At 39.4% G+C, this 15,854-nt stretch carries 12 protein-coding genes; 10 read left to right on the top strand and 2 right to left on the bottom strand.

From position 1 onward, the window contains the following. Positions 1-7: 7 nt before the first annotated feature. The 5 genes from ACFQRG_RS12620 to argH all read left to right on the top strand — a co-directional run bounded on the left by ACFQRG_RS12620 (position 8) and on the right by argH (position 8,419). Complete coding sequence (locus tag ACFQRG_RS12620) at positions 8-1,102, top strand: carbamoyl phosphate synthase small subunit (protein WP_380966484.1); 1,095 nt, start codon at positions 8-10, stop codon at positions 1,100-1,102. Further along, a complete protein-coding gene (gene carB, locus ACFQRG_RS12615; protein WP_380966482.1) occupies positions 1,086-4,313 on the top strand; it encodes a carbamoyl-phosphate synthase (glutamine-hydrolyzing) large subunit in 3,228 nt (1,075 codons plus the stop codon). Before ACFQRG_RS12620 ends, carB begins: the two co-directional genes overlap by 17 nt. Positions 4,314-4,325: 12 nt before the next feature. Beyond that, positions 4,326-5,303 carry an ornithine carbamoyltransferase gene (gene argF, locus ACFQRG_RS12610; protein WP_380966479.1) on the top strand — a complete coding sequence of 326 codons (978 nt, stop codon included), beginning with the start codon at positions 4,326-4,328 and terminating at the stop codon, positions 5,301-5,303. 51 nt (positions 5,304-5,354) lie between these two features. Beyond that, the gene (locus ACFQRG_RS12605) at positions 5,355-6,584 is read left to right on the top strand and encodes an argininosuccinate synthase (protein WP_380966477.1); all 1,230 of its coding nucleotides are present in this window, start codon (positions 5,355-5,357) and stop codon (positions 6,582-6,584) included. A 452-nt stretch (positions 6,585-7,036) separates the two neighbouring features. Next, complete coding sequence (gene argH / locus ACFQRG_RS12600; RefSeq protein ID WP_380966476.1) at positions 7,037-8,419, top strand: argininosuccinate lyase; 1,383 nt, start codon at positions 7,037-7,039, stop codon at positions 8,417-8,419. A gap of 27 nt (positions 8,420-8,446) precedes the next feature. Here the strand turns inward: argH and pdxR are convergent, their stop codons facing one another. After that, positions 8,447-9,826 carry a MocR-like pyridoxine biosynthesis transcription factor PdxR gene (pdxR, locus tag ACFQRG_RS12595; protein ID WP_380966474.1) on the bottom strand — a complete coding sequence of 460 codons (1,380 nt, stop codon included), beginning with the start codon at positions 9,824-9,826 and terminating at the stop codon, positions 8,447-8,449. Between the two features lie 272 nt (positions 9,827-10,098). On the opposite strand from pdxR, the gene ACFQRG_RS12590 reads away from it, so the two are divergent. From ACFQRG_RS12590 to ACFQRG_RS12580, 3 genes are all read left to right on the top strand, one after another. Beyond that, a complete protein-coding gene (locus ACFQRG_RS12590; protein ID WP_380966472.1) occupies positions 10,099-10,722 on the top strand; it encodes an FMN-binding negative transcriptional regulator in 624 nt (207 codons plus the stop codon). Continuing rightward, the gene (locus ACFQRG_RS12585) at positions 10,719-11,384 is read left to right on the top strand and encodes a LysE family transporter (protein WP_380966470.1); all 666 of its coding nucleotides are present in this window, start codon (positions 10,719-10,721) and stop codon (positions 11,382-11,384) included. The genes ACFQRG_RS12590 and ACFQRG_RS12585 overlap by 4 nt, the downstream gene beginning before the upstream one ends. Before the next feature lie 99 nt (positions 11,385-11,483). After that, positions 11,484-12,098: an FMN-binding negative transcriptional regulator gene (locus ACFQRG_RS12580; protein ID WP_380966468.1), complete on the top strand. Its 615-nt coding sequence runs from the start codon at positions 11,484-11,486 to the stop codon at positions 12,096-12,098. A 157-nt stretch (positions 12,099-12,255) separates the two neighbouring features. On the opposite strand, the gene ACFQRG_RS12575 is transcribed toward ACFQRG_RS12580, so the two are convergent. Next, complete coding sequence (locus ACFQRG_RS12575; RefSeq protein WP_380966466.1) at positions 12,256-12,780, bottom strand: GNAT family N-acetyltransferase; 525 nt, start codon at positions 12,778-12,780, stop codon at positions 12,256-12,258. Between the two features lie 468 nt (positions 12,781-13,248). Between ACFQRG_RS12575 and ACFQRG_RS12570 the strand changes: the two genes are divergently transcribed. Beyond that, positions 13,249-13,791 carry a helix-turn-helix domain-containing protein gene (locus tag ACFQRG_RS12570; protein ID WP_380966464.1) on the top strand — a complete coding sequence of 181 codons (543 nt, stop codon included), beginning with the start codon at positions 13,249-13,251 and terminating at the stop codon, positions 13,789-13,791. A 17-nt stretch (positions 13,792-13,808) separates the two neighbouring features. Next, the gene (locus ACFQRG_RS12565; protein WP_380966462.1) at positions 13,809-15,854 is read left to right on the top strand and encodes a hydantoinase/oxoprolinase family protein; all 2,046 of its coding nucleotides are present in this window, start codon (positions 13,809-13,811) and stop codon (positions 15,852-15,854) included.

The raw sequence follows: 15,854 nt of genomic DNA, 5'->3' as shown, positions 1-15,854 counted from the left end.
TTTTCGAATGAAAACAGGATATCTCGTTTTAGAAACGGGTGATATATTTGAAGGTATTCTAATAGGAAAAGATATAACTTCTGTTGGGGAAGTTGTTTTTAATACAAGTATGACAGGTTACCAGGAGATTTTAACGGACCCGTCGTATGCCGGGCAAATTATCACTTTTTGTTACCCATTGATTGGAAATTACGGGATTAATCATTTTGATGATGAGAGTGAGAAGCTTCATCTGGCAGGGGCGGTTATCAGTGATTTATGTATGGTGCCGAGCCACTATCAGTCTATTAAAACATTTGCTGAGCATCTTGAAAGTAACGGGATTCCTTGCATTGCGGGGGTTGATACAAGGGCAGTTGTTAAGAAGATTCGTAATAACGGAACAATGAAGGCTATCATTACACAGTCTCTTGACGACAGCCAAGTGAAGTCCTTTGTCAATGATCCTGTGTTTAACACTTCTTTTGTAAATAAAGTTTCTACTAAAGAAGTTAAGCAATACGAGGGTCAAGGACCGCACATTGCATTAGTTGATTACGGCTATAAAAAATCAATGCTGACAGCTTTGCTTAACGAAGGCTGCAAGGTGTCCGTTGTTCCTTATGATACAACTTTTAAAGAGATTGAGCTGTTAAATCCCGATGCTGTTATGTTCAGCAACGGACCTGGTGATCCAATTGCGCTTAAGGCATTATTTCCGGAAGTGAAAAAAATAACGGAACATTTTCCTTCACTTGGCATCTGTTTGGGTCATCAAATGATTGCTTTAGCCTATGGGGCCAAAACCGATAAGCTGTTGTTCGGCCATCGCGGCGGCAACCATCCTGTAAAAGAAGTTGAAACAGGAAAGGTTTGGATGACTGCACAAAATCACAGCTACGTTGTTACAAAAGACAGTATTGATAAAGAGATCTTTAACATCACTTATTACAATGTTAATGATCAATCTGTTGAAGGGCTTAAGCATAAAAAGCTGCCGATAGAAACCGTTCAATTTCATCCTGAAGCCCATCCGGGTCCTGATGATACACATTATATTTTCAAACAATTTCTTAACACAATTCGAAATGCAGGTGAAATGACTCATGCCATTACTTACTAACATCAAAAAAGTTCTAGTCATTGGATCCGGACCGATCGTGATAGGGCAGGCTGCTGAATTTGATTATGCAGGTACGCAAGCTTGTCTGGCTTTAAAAGAAGAAAATATTGAGGTTGTCTTAATCAATAATAACCCGGCTACAATTATGACCGATGAGAAAGTAGCCGACAAGATATATATTGAACCATTGACCGTTGAAGTGATTGAAGAAATTATTAAGAAAGAAAAACCCGATGGTGTTATCGGAACACTTGGCGGCCAAACAGGGTTAAATTTAGCCGTTCAATTATATGAAAAGAACATTTTGCAAAAATACGGCGTCGAACTTCTAGGCACATCAGTTGAATCAATTCAAAAAGGTGAAGACAGAGAAAAGTTCCGGCAACTGATGATTGATATTAATGAACCGATTTGTGAATCGAAAATCATTCACACCTATGAAGAAGGCTGCCAATTCGTTAAAGAAATCGGATTTCCTGTCATTATCCGCCCTGCTTATACATTAGGGGGATCAGGAGGCGGATTTGCTTCTAATGAAGAGGAGCTGGAACTCGTTCTAAAGCAAGGCCTTAAATTAAGTCCAATCCATCAGGTGCTCATCGAAAGAAGCATCAAAGGCTGGAAAGAAGTCGAGTATGAGGTCATGCGTGATGCTAATGATACGTGTGTGATTGTCTGTAATATGGAAAATGTCGACCCCGTCGGTGTTCATACCGGTGATTCAATCGTTACAGCGCCGTCGCAAACCCTGTCCGATGTTCAATATCAGATGTTAAGAAGTGCTTCATTAAAGGTCATCCGGGCATTAAAAATTGTTGGCGGATGTAACATTCAATTTGCTCTTGATCCATATTCAGACAAATATGTCATCATTGAAGTTAATCCAAGGGTCAGCCGTTCATCAGCTTTAGCTTCTAAGGCAACCGGTTATCCAATCGCAAGAATTGCCGCAAAATGCGCGGTAGGATTTCATCTTGACGAGATTATCAATCCTATTACCGGTACGACTTATGCGTCTTTTGAACCAGCAATTGATTATGTTGTCGTTAAATTGCCGAGGTTCCCGTTTGATAAATTTACCGAAGCTGAGCGGTCTCTGGGTACACAAATGAAAGCGACCGGGGAAGTGATGGCGATTGACCGGACGTTTGAAGGTGCTTTGAATAAAGGGCTGCGGTCAATGGAGTTAGGTATTTCGGGTCTCTCCCTGGCATCTTTTAACGGGGCTGACCGGAAAACACTCGAAGCCCATCTTGAAAATGCCACGGACTTACGCTTATTTGCGATTGCCGAGCTGTTCCGGAAAGGCATGACAGTTGAAGAGGGCTATCAGTACACGAAGATAGATCCTTGGTTTTTAACGAAAATAAAAGCGATCATCGACCTTGAAGAACAATTGGCCGCTTTTACCTTGGAAAAAGTGCCGGTTGACCTTTTAAAACAAGCCAAGACGCTTAACATCAGCGACCGGCGGATAGCGCAAATCTGCGGTGTGTCAGATAAAGAAGTCAGACAGAAATGGAAAGCAATCGGATTAAAACCGGGCTATAAACTTGTTGATACTTGTGCAGCTGAGTTTGAGGCTAAGACGCCTTACTATTACTCAACATGGCACGGTGAAGATGAGGCTGAGGTCAGCGGCAATAAGAAAATTCTTGTCATTGGCTCCGGACCGATCCGGATCGGCCAAGGTATTGAATTTGACTACTGTTCAGTTCAAGCCGCTTTAGCTGTTAAGAAAAAAGGTTACGAAGCGATTGTCATTAATAATAACCCGGAAACAGTCAGTACAGATTATTCAATAGCGGATCGGCTCTATTTCGAACCGCTCGCTTTGGAAGATATTTTAAATATAGCTGAAAAAGAGAAAGTCGAAGGTGCGCTCATTCAGTTTGGCGGCCAAACAGCGGTTAATCTGGCTAACGAATTAGAACAGGAAGGTATCACAATTCTTGGAACGTCAACAGCAGCTGTTGATCAATTGGAAGACCGCGGTCAGTTTTATGACCTGCTGCAAAGCTTGAATATCCCGCATATCCAGGGTGAAACGGTTAAGAGTATAGAAGAATTACAGAATGCAGCCGCGAAGTTAGGATTTCCGATACTTGTCAGACCTTCTTACGTTATCGGCGGGCAGTCAATGTTTATCTTCCATAACAAAGAAGAGCTTGATGGCTATATTGGAATAAAAGGAGAGCTCGGAGAAAAGTCTTGGCCGCTGCTTGTCGATCGTTATATGCCCGGCGTTGAATGTGAAGTTGATGCCATTAGTGACGGTGAGAACATTGTTATTCCCGGCATTTTTGAACATATTGAAAAAGCAGGTGTTCACTCGGGTGACAGCTTTGCTGTATTTCCGCCGGTCACATTGCCGGATCATGTTAAATCAACCGTTGAAGACTATACGAAACAAATTTGTAAAGCATTAAAAATCAGCGGTTTGATGAATATCCAATTTGTCGTTTCGGAAAATACCGTCTATGTATTGGAAGTCAATCCGCGTGCATCCCGTACGGTGCCTATCATGAGCAAAGTCACCGGCATTCCGATGGTTGATTCGGCGGTAGCTGTTCAATTGGGTGAAAGCTTGAGCAACCTTTATGATGAATTTGGACTTTTAAGTGAACCCGCTTTTTATTCTGTTAAAGCGCCGGTCTTCTCTAATGAAAAATTAACAAATGTCGATCTTGTCTTGGGACCAGAAATGAAGTCAACGGGTGAACTTTTAGGTTTAGGGCATACCGCGGAAGAAGCATTTAAAAAAGCATTGTTTCCAAAAGGCGAGAATGCTTTGGAGAAGCCATCCGGTCCTTCAATGATACTTTGTGCGATAACTGATCGGGAGAAAGCGGAAAGCATTGAGATCGTTAAGGGTCTGAAAAATAGAGGTTTTGAAATTGCTGCAACAGCAAATACGGCAGCTTTCTTTAAAAAGCAAGGTATAGATACGCCATATATTGCTGACGATTTAGCCGAGATAAAGAAACTTATTGCAGACGGGAAAGTAGCTGCAGTTTTAAATATTCCTAACCAAGGACGGCATAAAGGTTCATTTGGTTTTGGGTTAAGGGAACTGGCTGTTCGTTATCAAATTCCATTGTTTACGTGTCTGGACACGATAAAAACAGCTCTTAAATTACCGGAAAAAACCGGTATGCAAGATGTGTTAACTCTTGCGGAATACCGCAAGTTAGAGATGATTACCAACTAGGGGGGAAGAAGGATGTTAAATGTTAACCAACAAGATCAATTGAAGACAGCTCCTTCCGAATTAAAAGGAAAAGACTTTTTGACTTTAGCCGATTTTAATCAAAATGACATTCTATTTCTTTTAGAACAAGCACTTGAAATGAAAAAGCTTCAAAAGAAAGGTATCCCCCATCCGTATTTGAGCGGCAAAGTTTTAGGGATGATCTTCGAAAAGTCCTCTACAAGAACAAGAGTATCGTTTGAGGTCGGTATGATACAGCTTGGCGGGCAGGCAATCTTTTTAAGCTCTAAGGATATCCAGTTAGGGCGCGGGGAAACAGTCAGTGATACAGCGAAAGTATTATCGCGTTACGTTGACGGTATTATGATCAGAACATTTGGTCATGAAACAGTTGAAGAATTTGCTGAAAATGCCGATATACCGATCATTAACGGCCTGACAGATTTGCACCACCCGACGCAAGTTTTAGCTGACCTTCTAACGATTTATGAGCATAAAGGGACATTATCAGGTCTCAAGATGTGTTACATCGGTGACGGCAATAATAATATGTGCCATTCATTGCTGGAAGGCGCGGCAAGTGTGGGTATGCATCTATCCATTGCCAGTCCGGCCGGCTATGAGCCAAACTTACAAATCTTTGAAAATGCAAAACGCATCGGCCAATCGACGGGAAGCCAAATTACGTATTCCGCATCACCTGAAAAAGCGGTGAAAGAAGCGGATATCATTGTTACAGATGTTTGGACCAGCATGGGGCAAGAGGCAGAAAATGAAGAACGGATGAAGGTGTTTGCCCCTTATCAAGTTAACAAGGAACTTTGTGCAAATGCTAAGGATGATTTCCTGTTTTTACACTGCTTACCGGCTCACCGCGGAGAAGAAGTTACTGCAGAAATTATTGACGGCCCGCATTCAGTCGTTTTTGATGAAGCCGAAAACCGGTTGCATGCACAAAAAGCAATACTGAAAAATTTAATGGAAAGCTGATCGTTTTATATAGAAGGGATTTTTAAATAACACAAAAGGGAGAGATTTAAGATGGCAAAAGAAAAAATCGTTTTAGCATACTCTGGCGGTTTAGATACTTCAGTTTCGGTAAAATGGATTCAAGAAAAATACGGTTATGATGTGATTGCATTAGGGCTTAATGTCGGGGAAGGCAAAGATCTAGAAGAGATCAAACAAAAGGCTTTAAATGTAGGGGCAATAAAGTCGATCTGCATCGATGCAAAAGAATTGCTTGCCAAAGACTACATTTTACCAGCCTTAAAAGCGAACGCTCTATATGAAGGGAAATATCCGCTTTCTTCCGCGCTGTCCCGGCCGCTGATTTCAAAGCTCTTAGTAGATGTCGCAGAACAAGAAGGGGCTGTTGCTGTCGCACACGGATGTACTGGTAAAGGCAATGACCAAGTCCGGTTTGAAGTATCAATTAAAGCACTGAATCCAAATTTAAAAGTTGTCGCGCCTGTTCGTGAGTGGGGCATGACAAGGGATGAGGAGATTGCTTACGCGAAAGAAAAAGGCATTCCGATTCCGGTTGACCTTGATAATCCTTTTTCGATTGATGCCAACATTTGGGGTCGGGCTTGTGAAGCAGGTGTATTGGAAAACCCTTGGACAGAAGCGCCGGAAGGAGCATATGACTGGACGAATCCGATTGAGAAAACCCCGGACGAAGCTGAATACGTTGAGATCACATTTGAAGAAGGAGTCCCAGTGGCCTTAAACGGTGAAAAGCTGCCGCTAGTTGAGCTTATTGAAACGCTTAATGAAAAAGGCGGCCTTCACGGCGTCGGCCGGATCGACCACATTGAAAATCGTCTTGTCGGCATTAAGTCAAGAGAAGTGTACGAAAATCCAGCAGCACTTATTTTAATTAATGCCCACAAAGAATTGGAATTTCTAACATTAACACGGGAAGTTTCACAGTTCAAAACACTGGTTGATCAGCAAATGGCAAAAATTATTTATGATGGACTTTGGTATTCACCAATAAAACCGGCTTTAGATGCTTTTGTTAACGAGACGCAAAAAGCAGTTTCAGGAAAAGTACGCGTTAAGCTGCATAAAGGCACACATGTCGTTGTTGGAAGAGAATCTGCAAACAGCCTTTATAATGAAGAGTTGGCTACCTATACAAAAGGAGACGCATTTGATCATAATGCAGCGGTTGGATTTATTAACCTATGGGGGCTGCCAACAAAAGTTTATTCAGAAGTTCATAAAGGAAGCTCACCAGTCAGCGAACCTTCTGCTGCTAAATAAAAAACATTTACAGACGTTTGATGTTTATCAAATAAGAGCGTAATGTAATGTTTTAGAGCGGAATTTTTGATTTAAGAGCGGAAAACTTGAATTATGAGCGGAAATCCGAAGTTTAAGAGCGAAACCTCGGATTTAAGAGCGAAAAACTGAAGTTAAGAGCGAAAGTTTGGATTTATGAGTGGAACTCTGTAATTAAGAGCGGAAATTCGAAGTTTAAGAGCGAAAGTCTGAAGTTTAAGAGCGAAACCTCGGATTTAAGAGCGAAAGTCTGAGGAGTAAGAGAAGAGCGAAAGTCCGGATTTATAAGCGAAGTCTGAAGTTTAAGAGCGAAACTCCGAAATTTATGAGCGAAAATCTAAGGTATTAAAACCAAAGTACTGGTCAGCCGCAATTATCCGTTACGGCTGACCAACTTTTAAAACGATCTATTAAAAGAGAAAGCAGGGGAAAGCATGGCAAAACTTTGGGGCGGACGGTTTACAAAGGAAACGAACAAACTCGTCGACACTTTTACTGCATCAATTTCGTTTGATCAAAAATTGGCCAAAGAAGATATCCAGGGCAGTCTCGCCCATGTTCAAATGCTCGGTGAGTGCAATATTATTACAACTGAAGAAGCTGAAAAAATTCAATCAGGGTTATATGCTATTCTTGATAAATTAAATAAGGGCGAAGTTGAATTTCAGGTTGAGCATGAAGATGTTCATATGAATATCGAAAAGCTGTTGATTGATGAAATCGGCCCGGTCGGAGGAAAGCTGCATACAGGCCGGAGCCGTAATGATCAAGTGGCAACAGATATGCATCTTTATTTGCGTACAAAAACAGGCGAGCTTATTAAACTTCTTGAAAAGGTTCAGGCGGCTTTAGTTTCTCAATCAAAAGAAAATATCGAAACAATTTTGCCTGGGTATACCCATTTGCAACGTGCACAACCTGTCTCTTTTGCTCACCATTTGCTCGCTTACTTTTGGATGTTTGAAAGAGATAAAGAAAGGTTGCAAGACAGCTTAAAGCGGATTAATGTTTTACCGTTAGGTGCAGGTGCTTTGGCCGGTACAACTTTTCCTATCAATCGCGACCGCGTCGCCGAGTTATTAGATTTTGACAGCGTGTATCCGAATAGTATGGATGCAGTCAGCGACCGGGACTTTATTTTGGAATTTTTATCAATCGCATCTATTTTAATGATGCATATTTCCAGGCTTTCTGAAGAAATGGTTATTTGGAGCAGCCAAGAATTCCAGTTTATTGAACTTGATGACGCCTTTTGCACAGGTTCAAGCATTATGCCGCAAAAGAAAAATCCGGATGTCCCGGAATTATTAAGAGGCAAAACAGGACGTGTATTCGGTGATTTAATTGGCCTGCTAACTGTATTAAAAGGGTTGCCTTTAGCTTATAATAAAGATTTGCAAGAAGATAAGGAAGGCATGTTCGATACGGTCGAAACGCTGGAAGGGTCATTAAATTTATTGGCGCCATTGTTAGAAACAATGACTGTGAATACTGGGAAAATGAGAAAAGCCGTGACGCAGGATTATTCCAATGCAACAGATATCGCTGATTACTTAGCCGCAAAAGGGTTGCCGTTCCGCCAAGCACATGAGGTGATTGGAAAAATAGTCATCTATGCCATTCAGAAGGGAAAATACTTATTAGACTTAGAGATGGATGAATATCAATCATTCAGTCCCTTATTTGAAGAGGATGTATATGATTATTTAACCCCTGAACATGTTGTAGGCGCGAGAAAAAGTAAAGGCGGCACTTCCGCAGAACAGGTTAAACAGCAGCTTAAACTGGCGGAAAATAAATTAGTTAACGAGGCTTAAACCGTTACTTGCGGTTTAAGCCTTTTTTTAAGACCAGGCTTTTTTTAAGAGTTCGACACCAAGCTCAATTTCTTCACATGAAAGATGGCTAAATCCAAGTTTAATGATTGGGTCATCGGTATTATTTTTTATAAAGTAGAGTGAGGTGGGACACACTTTTACACCATAAGAAGAAGCGTGCCCGATTAACCATTCTTCTGAATGCCCCAGGTGTACTTTGACTAATAAGTACAAACCGGACTGCTCGCCAATAATAGAAATATTTTGACCGAATTGCTTTCTTAATTGAGAAACTAAGTGCAGCATTTTTCTTTTATAAACAAGACGCATTCGTTTAACATGGCGATTCCATTCTCCCAATTCCATAAATTTTGCCATGGTGAGTTGGCTGAAAAGCGAAGCGGGACTCTCAAAATGAGTGAAATGCTTTTTATAATGATTTAAAACTGACTCTGGTAACACCATATATGATAAACGGATTCCCGGAAGGAATGATTTTGAGAAATTCCCTAAATAAATGACCCTTGCCGAATCAATGGATGCAAGAGCGGGAAATGGTTTTTGTGTATAGCGAAATTCGCTGTCATAATCGTCTTCGATAATATATCCATGCTTCTTGTTAACCCATTGAATAAGCATTTGCCGTTGCCCGATAGACATGCTTACTCCAATTGGACTCTGATTGGAAGGGGTTACATAGATTAATCGTGATTTCATTTGTTCCAATTGTGAAAGATCAGCACCTGTTTCATAAACCGGCAAAGTTTCAAACATAAAACGATGGAATTGAAAAGCTTCTCTGGCACCGTCGTAACCAGGGTCTTCAATTATAATACTTTGGAATTCATCTTTCAGTATATGTCCAAGGTATACAAGCATTTGTTGGGTACTGCTTCCGATAATAATTGCATCTGGATTTGTTTTCACTCCGCGCGATTGGAATAAATATGTGGAGATTTGTTCGCGCAAGGCTGCTTCCCCAAATGGTTCCCCGTATCGATAGCTATCCTTTAATGTTAAAACTTGATTGGCAATCCTCCTCCAAATTTTCAGCGGGAAATGTGTTTGATCAACGGCATCCGCCCTGAAATTGACTACCGGAGGTTTATTTGACTCTGTTTGCTTTTTATTATGTGAGATTAATGTCTCCTGAAATATTAGAGGTTCTAACTCATTTGCAAAATAACCTTTTCGGCCCTCTCCGCGAATATACCCTTCCGCAACAAGTTGTTCATATGCCATTAAAGTTGTATTGCGGCTTACACGTAAGGAATCTGCTAGTTGACGAATGGAGGGCAATTGCTCATTCGCCATAATGTCTCCTTGTTCAATAAATGATTTAAATTTCTCGTAGATTTGTTTGTATTTTGGGGAGTTATCTTTAAAAGTAAAAATGGTATTATTCATTTGCATTCCCTCTGACATGTATATTTGTTTATTATTGTACCTTTTTTCATGTCAGTTTGTATAATATTATTTCTTTATACGTTAGTAAAGTATAAATTGGTAACAGAGTTGTCGATTCGACGTAGGGGCCAATTTTAAGTTCTAAGTATAAGTGCAGCTAAGCCTCTGTCTACGCCTTTCAGGCTTGCCAATCGACAAGTTTTCTTTACCGATATTTATTTTCAATGCTCATATTTTTAAAAATTCAAATTTCGGTTGAAAGGATGATTATTGTGTACATTCCTAAGCGATATCGTATGGATCATGACGAGGCAGTTCAAATGATGAAATCTTACCCGTTTGCCTTATTAATTACTGTTGATGAACATCGTCCCGTAGCGACGCATATTCCTTTGGAAATTTGTGAAGATGAAGGGAAAATCTATGCGACTGGGCACATTGCATATGGAAACAAGCAGAAAAAAACTTTGGACAATAATAGCAATGTGTTACTCATTTTTCAAGGACCTCATGCTTACATTTCATCAAGTTGGTATACGGTTGAAGAGGTCCCTACATGGGACTACCTGGCCGTGCATGCCTATGGAACAGCACACATTCTTACTGGGGATGAGTTGAAATCGGATTTGGATATGCTGCTCAACCGTTACGAGGCTCACCGAAAAAACGGGCGGCTATGGCATACATTCGATCCTAAGTTGCTTGAGAGCGAAATGAAAGGCATTGTTGGTTTCAGAATAGAAATTACCTCCATTGAAGCCGCAGCTAAAATGAGCCAAAATCGAAAGGACACTGATTACAAAAGAATCGTTACGGAACTTGAAAAATCAGATGAACAAGAAGAAGTTCAAGTTGCTCAATGGATGCGCAAGCAACGGGAGGGGTTGTTTGAATGATTGGTTTAATTATAACGGCTTGTGTTCTTGGATTTGTTTACAGTGCAGCCCCTGGAGCGGTCAACACAGAAGCGTTACGCAGGGGATTAAAATGCGGATTTATGCCATCCTTCTCAGTGCAGCTTGGAGCTATATTAGGTGATTTGCTTTGGGCTGTTGTCGGGTTAACGGGAGTGGCACTTGTTTTTCACTTTTTGGCAGTACAAATCATTTTGGGGATTGCTGGAGCTGCTTTTTTGCTCCGAATGGCATGGATGTCATTTTTAGATGCTCGTAAACCCATTGATTTGACTCAATCAGAAACTAAGAAACAACGGGATTTTTTGACGGGGATTGTGTTTTCACTTGCCAATCCGTTTGGCATTGCGTTTTGGGGCGGGATTGGCGGAGGATTTGCAGCCCATATTACAGGGATGCCGTTAATTGATAAGCTGGTGTTCCTGTTTGTTGGCTTTGCCGCCGGAGCTTTTGCGTGGTGTGTTGGCATATCTGCGTTGGTCGCTTGGTCGCGGAAATTTATTGGAGAGAAGCTTTTACGCGGGATCTTTACATTATCGAGTTTGGCGATGGCATACTTTGCTCTGGAAATGTTATGGAATTTGATTCATAGTACGATTTATCCAATGTTTTCAATGCTGAGGCGATTTAAGATAAGTGACTAATGTATATTATAATTGTAATTTTTTAAATGCTAGTTTCCGTAATGATATTTCTATTAAAGAAACGCTCTTCAAAATATTAGTAAGTTAGGAGCAAACTAAATGTATGTCCCGAAGCACTTTAAAATTAATGATGAAGAAATGATTTATGACATTATTGAAGAAAATGGCTTTGCTACGCTATTTTCTCAACATCAAGGCCAGCCGTATGCAACACACTTGCCTTTAACCTTGGATAAAGAAAAGGGGTGCTTGTACGGCCATTTTGCAAGACCCAATGAACAGTGGAAAGATATAGAGAATCAGCAGGTGCTTGCAGTTTTTCATGGCCCGCATTGTTATATCTCTCCTTCTTGGTATGAAACCAATAGAGCAGTTCCAACGTGGAATTATGTATCTGTTCATGTTTACGGACAAGTTGAAATGATAGACGGTAATGAATTGATAGATTCCTTACGTGATTTAGTACTGAAATACGAAAATCCGAATAGTTCATATAAATTGGACCAAGTGGACTCTCGTTTTATAGATGGGATGTCAAAAGGAGTTGCAGGATTTAAAATAAAAATTGATAAAATTGAAGGTAAGGCAAAGTTAAGTCAAAATCACCCTGAACAACGGCAAAAGTTAGTCGTATCTCATCTGGAAAAGTGCGCCAGAGAAGATGAAAGGCAAATTGCACACTTGATGAAAGCAAACATAGATAACAAGAGTTAACTAACTTAATTGAATGATAAAACCTTTGAAAAGTATGCTTGAAAAATATTGTTACAACGAAGCTGTGGAGGACCGACGGGGAGCGCTGTTTTCATGGTGATAAGAATAAGACGGTCGAAGAACTCTCCGACCGTCTATTTTAGGATCTGCTATACTGCTATACTATATCGAAAGCTGGCGGGTATTTAACCTTTCCGGTTATTCCGGAGAGTGATCCAGGTTCAAGCTCAAGATACATAAATGCTTCTTCGGGAACCGGATAAGGCGCTTCTATTCCAATTTGTTTAGCAGAGGCAAACCCAAATCTCGGGTAAAATTTTGGATGACCAAGAACAATGATATGTTGATAACCTAAATTCCTGCTGACTTTTAGTCCTTCAGTAATAAGTTTAGATCCAACACCCAGATTCTGATATTCAGGTTTCACTGCCATTGGGGCAAGTGCTAATGTTGAAATATCTTTTCCGTCAGTTTCAATTGTTATAAGGCTAAACAGGATGTGTCCAATCATTTCTTTATCTTCCTTAACTGCAACTAATGACAGTTCGGGAATGAATGATTCTGTTTTTCTTATAGCTTCAACTAAGTTTGCTTCCGCTGTTCTATTATCAAAGGCAAGTTTATTCACTTCGCGAATTCCTGCGTAATCGCTTTTCTCTTCAGTACGAATAGTAATGATCAATTCTTACCCCCCTAAATGTTACCCGTGTTTTGAGATGAACACGAATGAAAGAAGGCCGGCAATTACCTATGCATTCTTCCCGCATTCGCTTTTTTAAATAAGAAAGAAAATCTTACAATCATTAAAATCAGCACCATTTATTAATAATTTAAGTAATTATAACTTAATATTAGAAAAATATATAGGATGATTTGTTAATTTGGTTATATATAATTCAGCTTTTGTTGACATAATCTAATTTTTTTGGCAGATTGAGCCCCCAAATGAGATTAGATATTAAAAGTTTGGATATAACCTTTTCTATTAAACTTTTATTTCCTTAAAAAGATTTAAATGCAATCTGTTTATCTAGGAATACTTAAGGTGTAAGATTAGTTTGAATTTTAAATAAAATATGATATATTATAAAAAAGTAAGTGGTACTGCATTTTTAGATAAAATATTAAACTTTTAGAAGGGAGGTTTAATATGGATGATATTCATAAAAAAATTAAAGATTTAAGATTAAAGAAAGGTTTAACACTAAAGGACTTGAGTGAAAGGACTGAACTATCAGCCAGTTTCCTTTCGCAAGTTGAAAGGGGTACATCCTCCTTAGCGATAACTTCCTTGAAAAAAATTGCTGATGCATTTGAAGTCAATATTAATTACTTTTTTGAAGATTATATTTCTAACCATAAATATGTTTCAAAAGCTGATGATCAAAAGCCTTTTAAAATAGAAGGTTCCGAACCAACTTACGTCCGATTAAATGGTGAATTTACGGGTAGATTACTGGAGCCCCTTATGGTGACAATGGCACCAAATCAAAAGTCGCAAACGTTCAGCCATCCTGGAGAAGAATATTATTATGTTTTAAAAGGGGCAGTCCTTTTTCATATTGATGGAAAAGAATATTTTATTAAAGAGGGAGATTCAATTCACTTTCCCTCTAATCTGCCTCATACTTCAGAAAACCCTTTAAATGAAGAATCCATAGTGCTTTCTATCTTAACACCCGTTATTTTTTAATACCAGGAGGAATCAATATGAGAGTTGCAACAGATATTGGCGGTACTTTCACAGATTTAGTTTATGTTAATAACAATGGTGAAATTGGCGTTGCTAAAAGTCATACAACACCTCCTTATTTTGAACAGGGAGTCATAGATGTGATTGGGAAAAGCAACATAGACGTTAGAGAAATTAAAACTTTTATACATGGTACCACTGTTATTATAAATGCGCTAACAGAAAGAACAGGTGTAAAAACTGGTTTGATCACAACAAAAGGATTTAGGGATGTATTAGAGATAGCAAGAGGCAATCGGCCTGATCTTTTTAATGTTAGATATAATAAGCCAAAACCTTTTGTAGAACGTCATCTTCGCCAAGAAATCGAAGAACGGTTGAATTACAAAGGTGAAATTCTGACTCCCTTAAATAAGGAACAGATTAAAGAAATTATTACTTATTTTAAAAAGGAACAAGTCGAGGCTATTGCTGTTTCATATCTGCATGCTTATGTAAATCCAATTCATGAACGAGAAACTGTGACGTTAATTAAAGAATTGTGGCCTGATGTTGCTGTTACTGCTTCACACGAGGTGACAAAAGAGTGGCGTGAATATGAACGTACGAGTACAGCTGTTCTTAATTCTTATGTAAAACCAATTGCAGTCTCTTATGTTAATAAGCTTGATACTAAGTTGCATGAGAATAGAGCGGAAAGCTTTAATTATATCATGCAATCTAACGGAGGAACGACAACATTTACTCAGTCAAAAGAATCACCAATCAATATGGTTGAATCTGGTCCGGTAGCAGGTATTTATGGAGCAGCCGTCTTGGGTGAGATGATTGGAGAAGAAAATATTATTGCATTTGACATCGGGGGAACAACTGCAAAATGTTCCCTTGTTAATAAAGGTGAGGTTAAAGTAACCACTGATTATTATATTGAAAAAAATGAAAGAAATGCCGGCTATCCTATTAAAATTCCGGTTGTTGATATTGTTGAAATTGGTAATGGCGGCGGGTCTATCGCTTGGATTGATGAGGCGGGTTCTTTAAAAGTAGGGCCTCAATCTGCAGGCGCTGTGCCTGGACCTGTTGCATATGGACAAGGCGGAACGGAACCGACGACAACCGATGCAAACCTATTAACTGGCCGTCTCTCCAAAGATAATTTTGATTATAAGGTTGATTTAGAGACGGTCAAACATGCTATTGAAGAAAAAGTGGCTAAGCATTATAACATCACAGTAGAGGAAGCGGCGCTTGGTATTATTAGAATAGCAAATTCTAATATGCTTAATGCTTTAAAGCTTATATCAGTTAGAAAAGGGCATAATCCAAGAGATTATACATTAGTAGCCTTTGGCGGCGGGGGTTCAATGCATGCACCTGCACTGGCAAGAGATCTTGGTGTAAAGAAAGTCGTTGTTCCTGTTGCATCCTCAGTATTTTCTGCATGGGGCATGCTTATGACGGATTTACGCCACGATTATATTCAAACACATATCAAACGTCTTAATAAAGTAGACTTAGACGATTTAAATAAAGAGTGGGAAAATCTTGAGAAACAAGCCCTTTCACAATTCAATGGTGAAGGAATTGCAAAAGAAAGAGTGATTTTCAGCCGATTTGCTGATATGAGGTATTTGGGGCAGGAGCATACTGTCAAAGTTCCTGTTCCGAATGATAAGTGGACACAAGAAACCTTAAATGAAGTAATTAGAAGGTTTCATGAGCTTCATGAAAAGAGTTATACATTTAAACTTGAGGGTTCACCAACTGAAATTGTGAATTTACATTTAACTGCATTAGGGAAAATAGAGAAGCCAACATTACAACAATTATCTGGATCTAGTGAATCTGCAGATAAAGCTTTAAAAGAAAAGCGTTCAGTCTATTTTGAGGAAACAGGATGGCTGGAAACGAATATTTATAATCGTTCGTTACTGTCTCCAAAAGTAAATATTGATGGCCCGGCTATTGTTGAAGAAACTTCTGCTTCAACTGTTTTATATCCTGGACAATCCTTAACAGTCGACAACTATGGCAATCTAATCATTGATACGGGAGTTGAATAA

The sequence above is a fragment of the Scopulibacillus cellulosilyticus genome (assembly GCF_042665295.1).
Lineage (GTDB): Bacteria > Bacillota > Bacilli > Bacillales > Sporolactobacillaceae > Scopulibacillus_A > Scopulibacillus_A cellulosilyticus.
This window is presented reverse-complemented; position numbering and strand designations above follow the sequence as displayed.

Bases quoted from the DNA above. Each gene is read 5' to 3' on its own strand.
- argF (WP_380966479.1), top strand. From the start codon at position 4,326: ATGTTAAATGTTAACCAACAAGATCAATTGAAGACAGCTCCTTCCGAA.
- ACFQRG_RS12620 (WP_380966484.1), top strand. From the start codon at position 8: ATGAAAACAGGATATCTCGTTTTAGAAACGGGTGATATATTTGAAGGT.
- pdxR (WP_380966474.1), bottom strand. From the start codon at position 9,826: ATGAATAATACCATTTTTACTTTTAAAGATAACTCCCCAAAATACAAA.
- argH (WP_380966476.1), top strand. From the start codon at position 7,037: ATGGCAAAACTTTGGGGCGGACGGTTTACAAAGGAAACGAACAAACTC.
- ACFQRG_RS12605 (WP_380966477.1), top strand. From the start codon at position 5,355: ATGGCAAAAGAAAAAATCGTTTTAGCATACTCTGGCGGTTTAGATACT.
- carB (WP_380966482.1), top strand. From the start codon at position 1,086: ATGCCATTACTTACTAACATCAAAAAAGTTCTAGTCATTGGATCCGGA.
- ACFQRG_RS12565 (WP_380966462.1), top strand. From the start codon at position 13,809: ATGAGAGTTGCAACAGATATTGGCGGTACTTTCACAGATTTAGTTTAT.
- ACFQRG_RS12570 (WP_380966464.1), top strand. From the start codon at position 13,249: ATGGATGATATTCATAAAAAAATTAAAGATTTAAGATTAAAGAAAGGT.
- ACFQRG_RS12580 (WP_380966468.1), top strand. From the start codon at position 11,484: ATGTATGTCCCGAAGCACTTTAAAATTAATGATGAAGAAATGATTTAT.
- ACFQRG_RS12585 (WP_380966470.1), top strand. From the start codon at position 10,719: ATGATTGGTTTAATTATAACGGCTTGTGTTCTTGGATTTGTTTACAGT.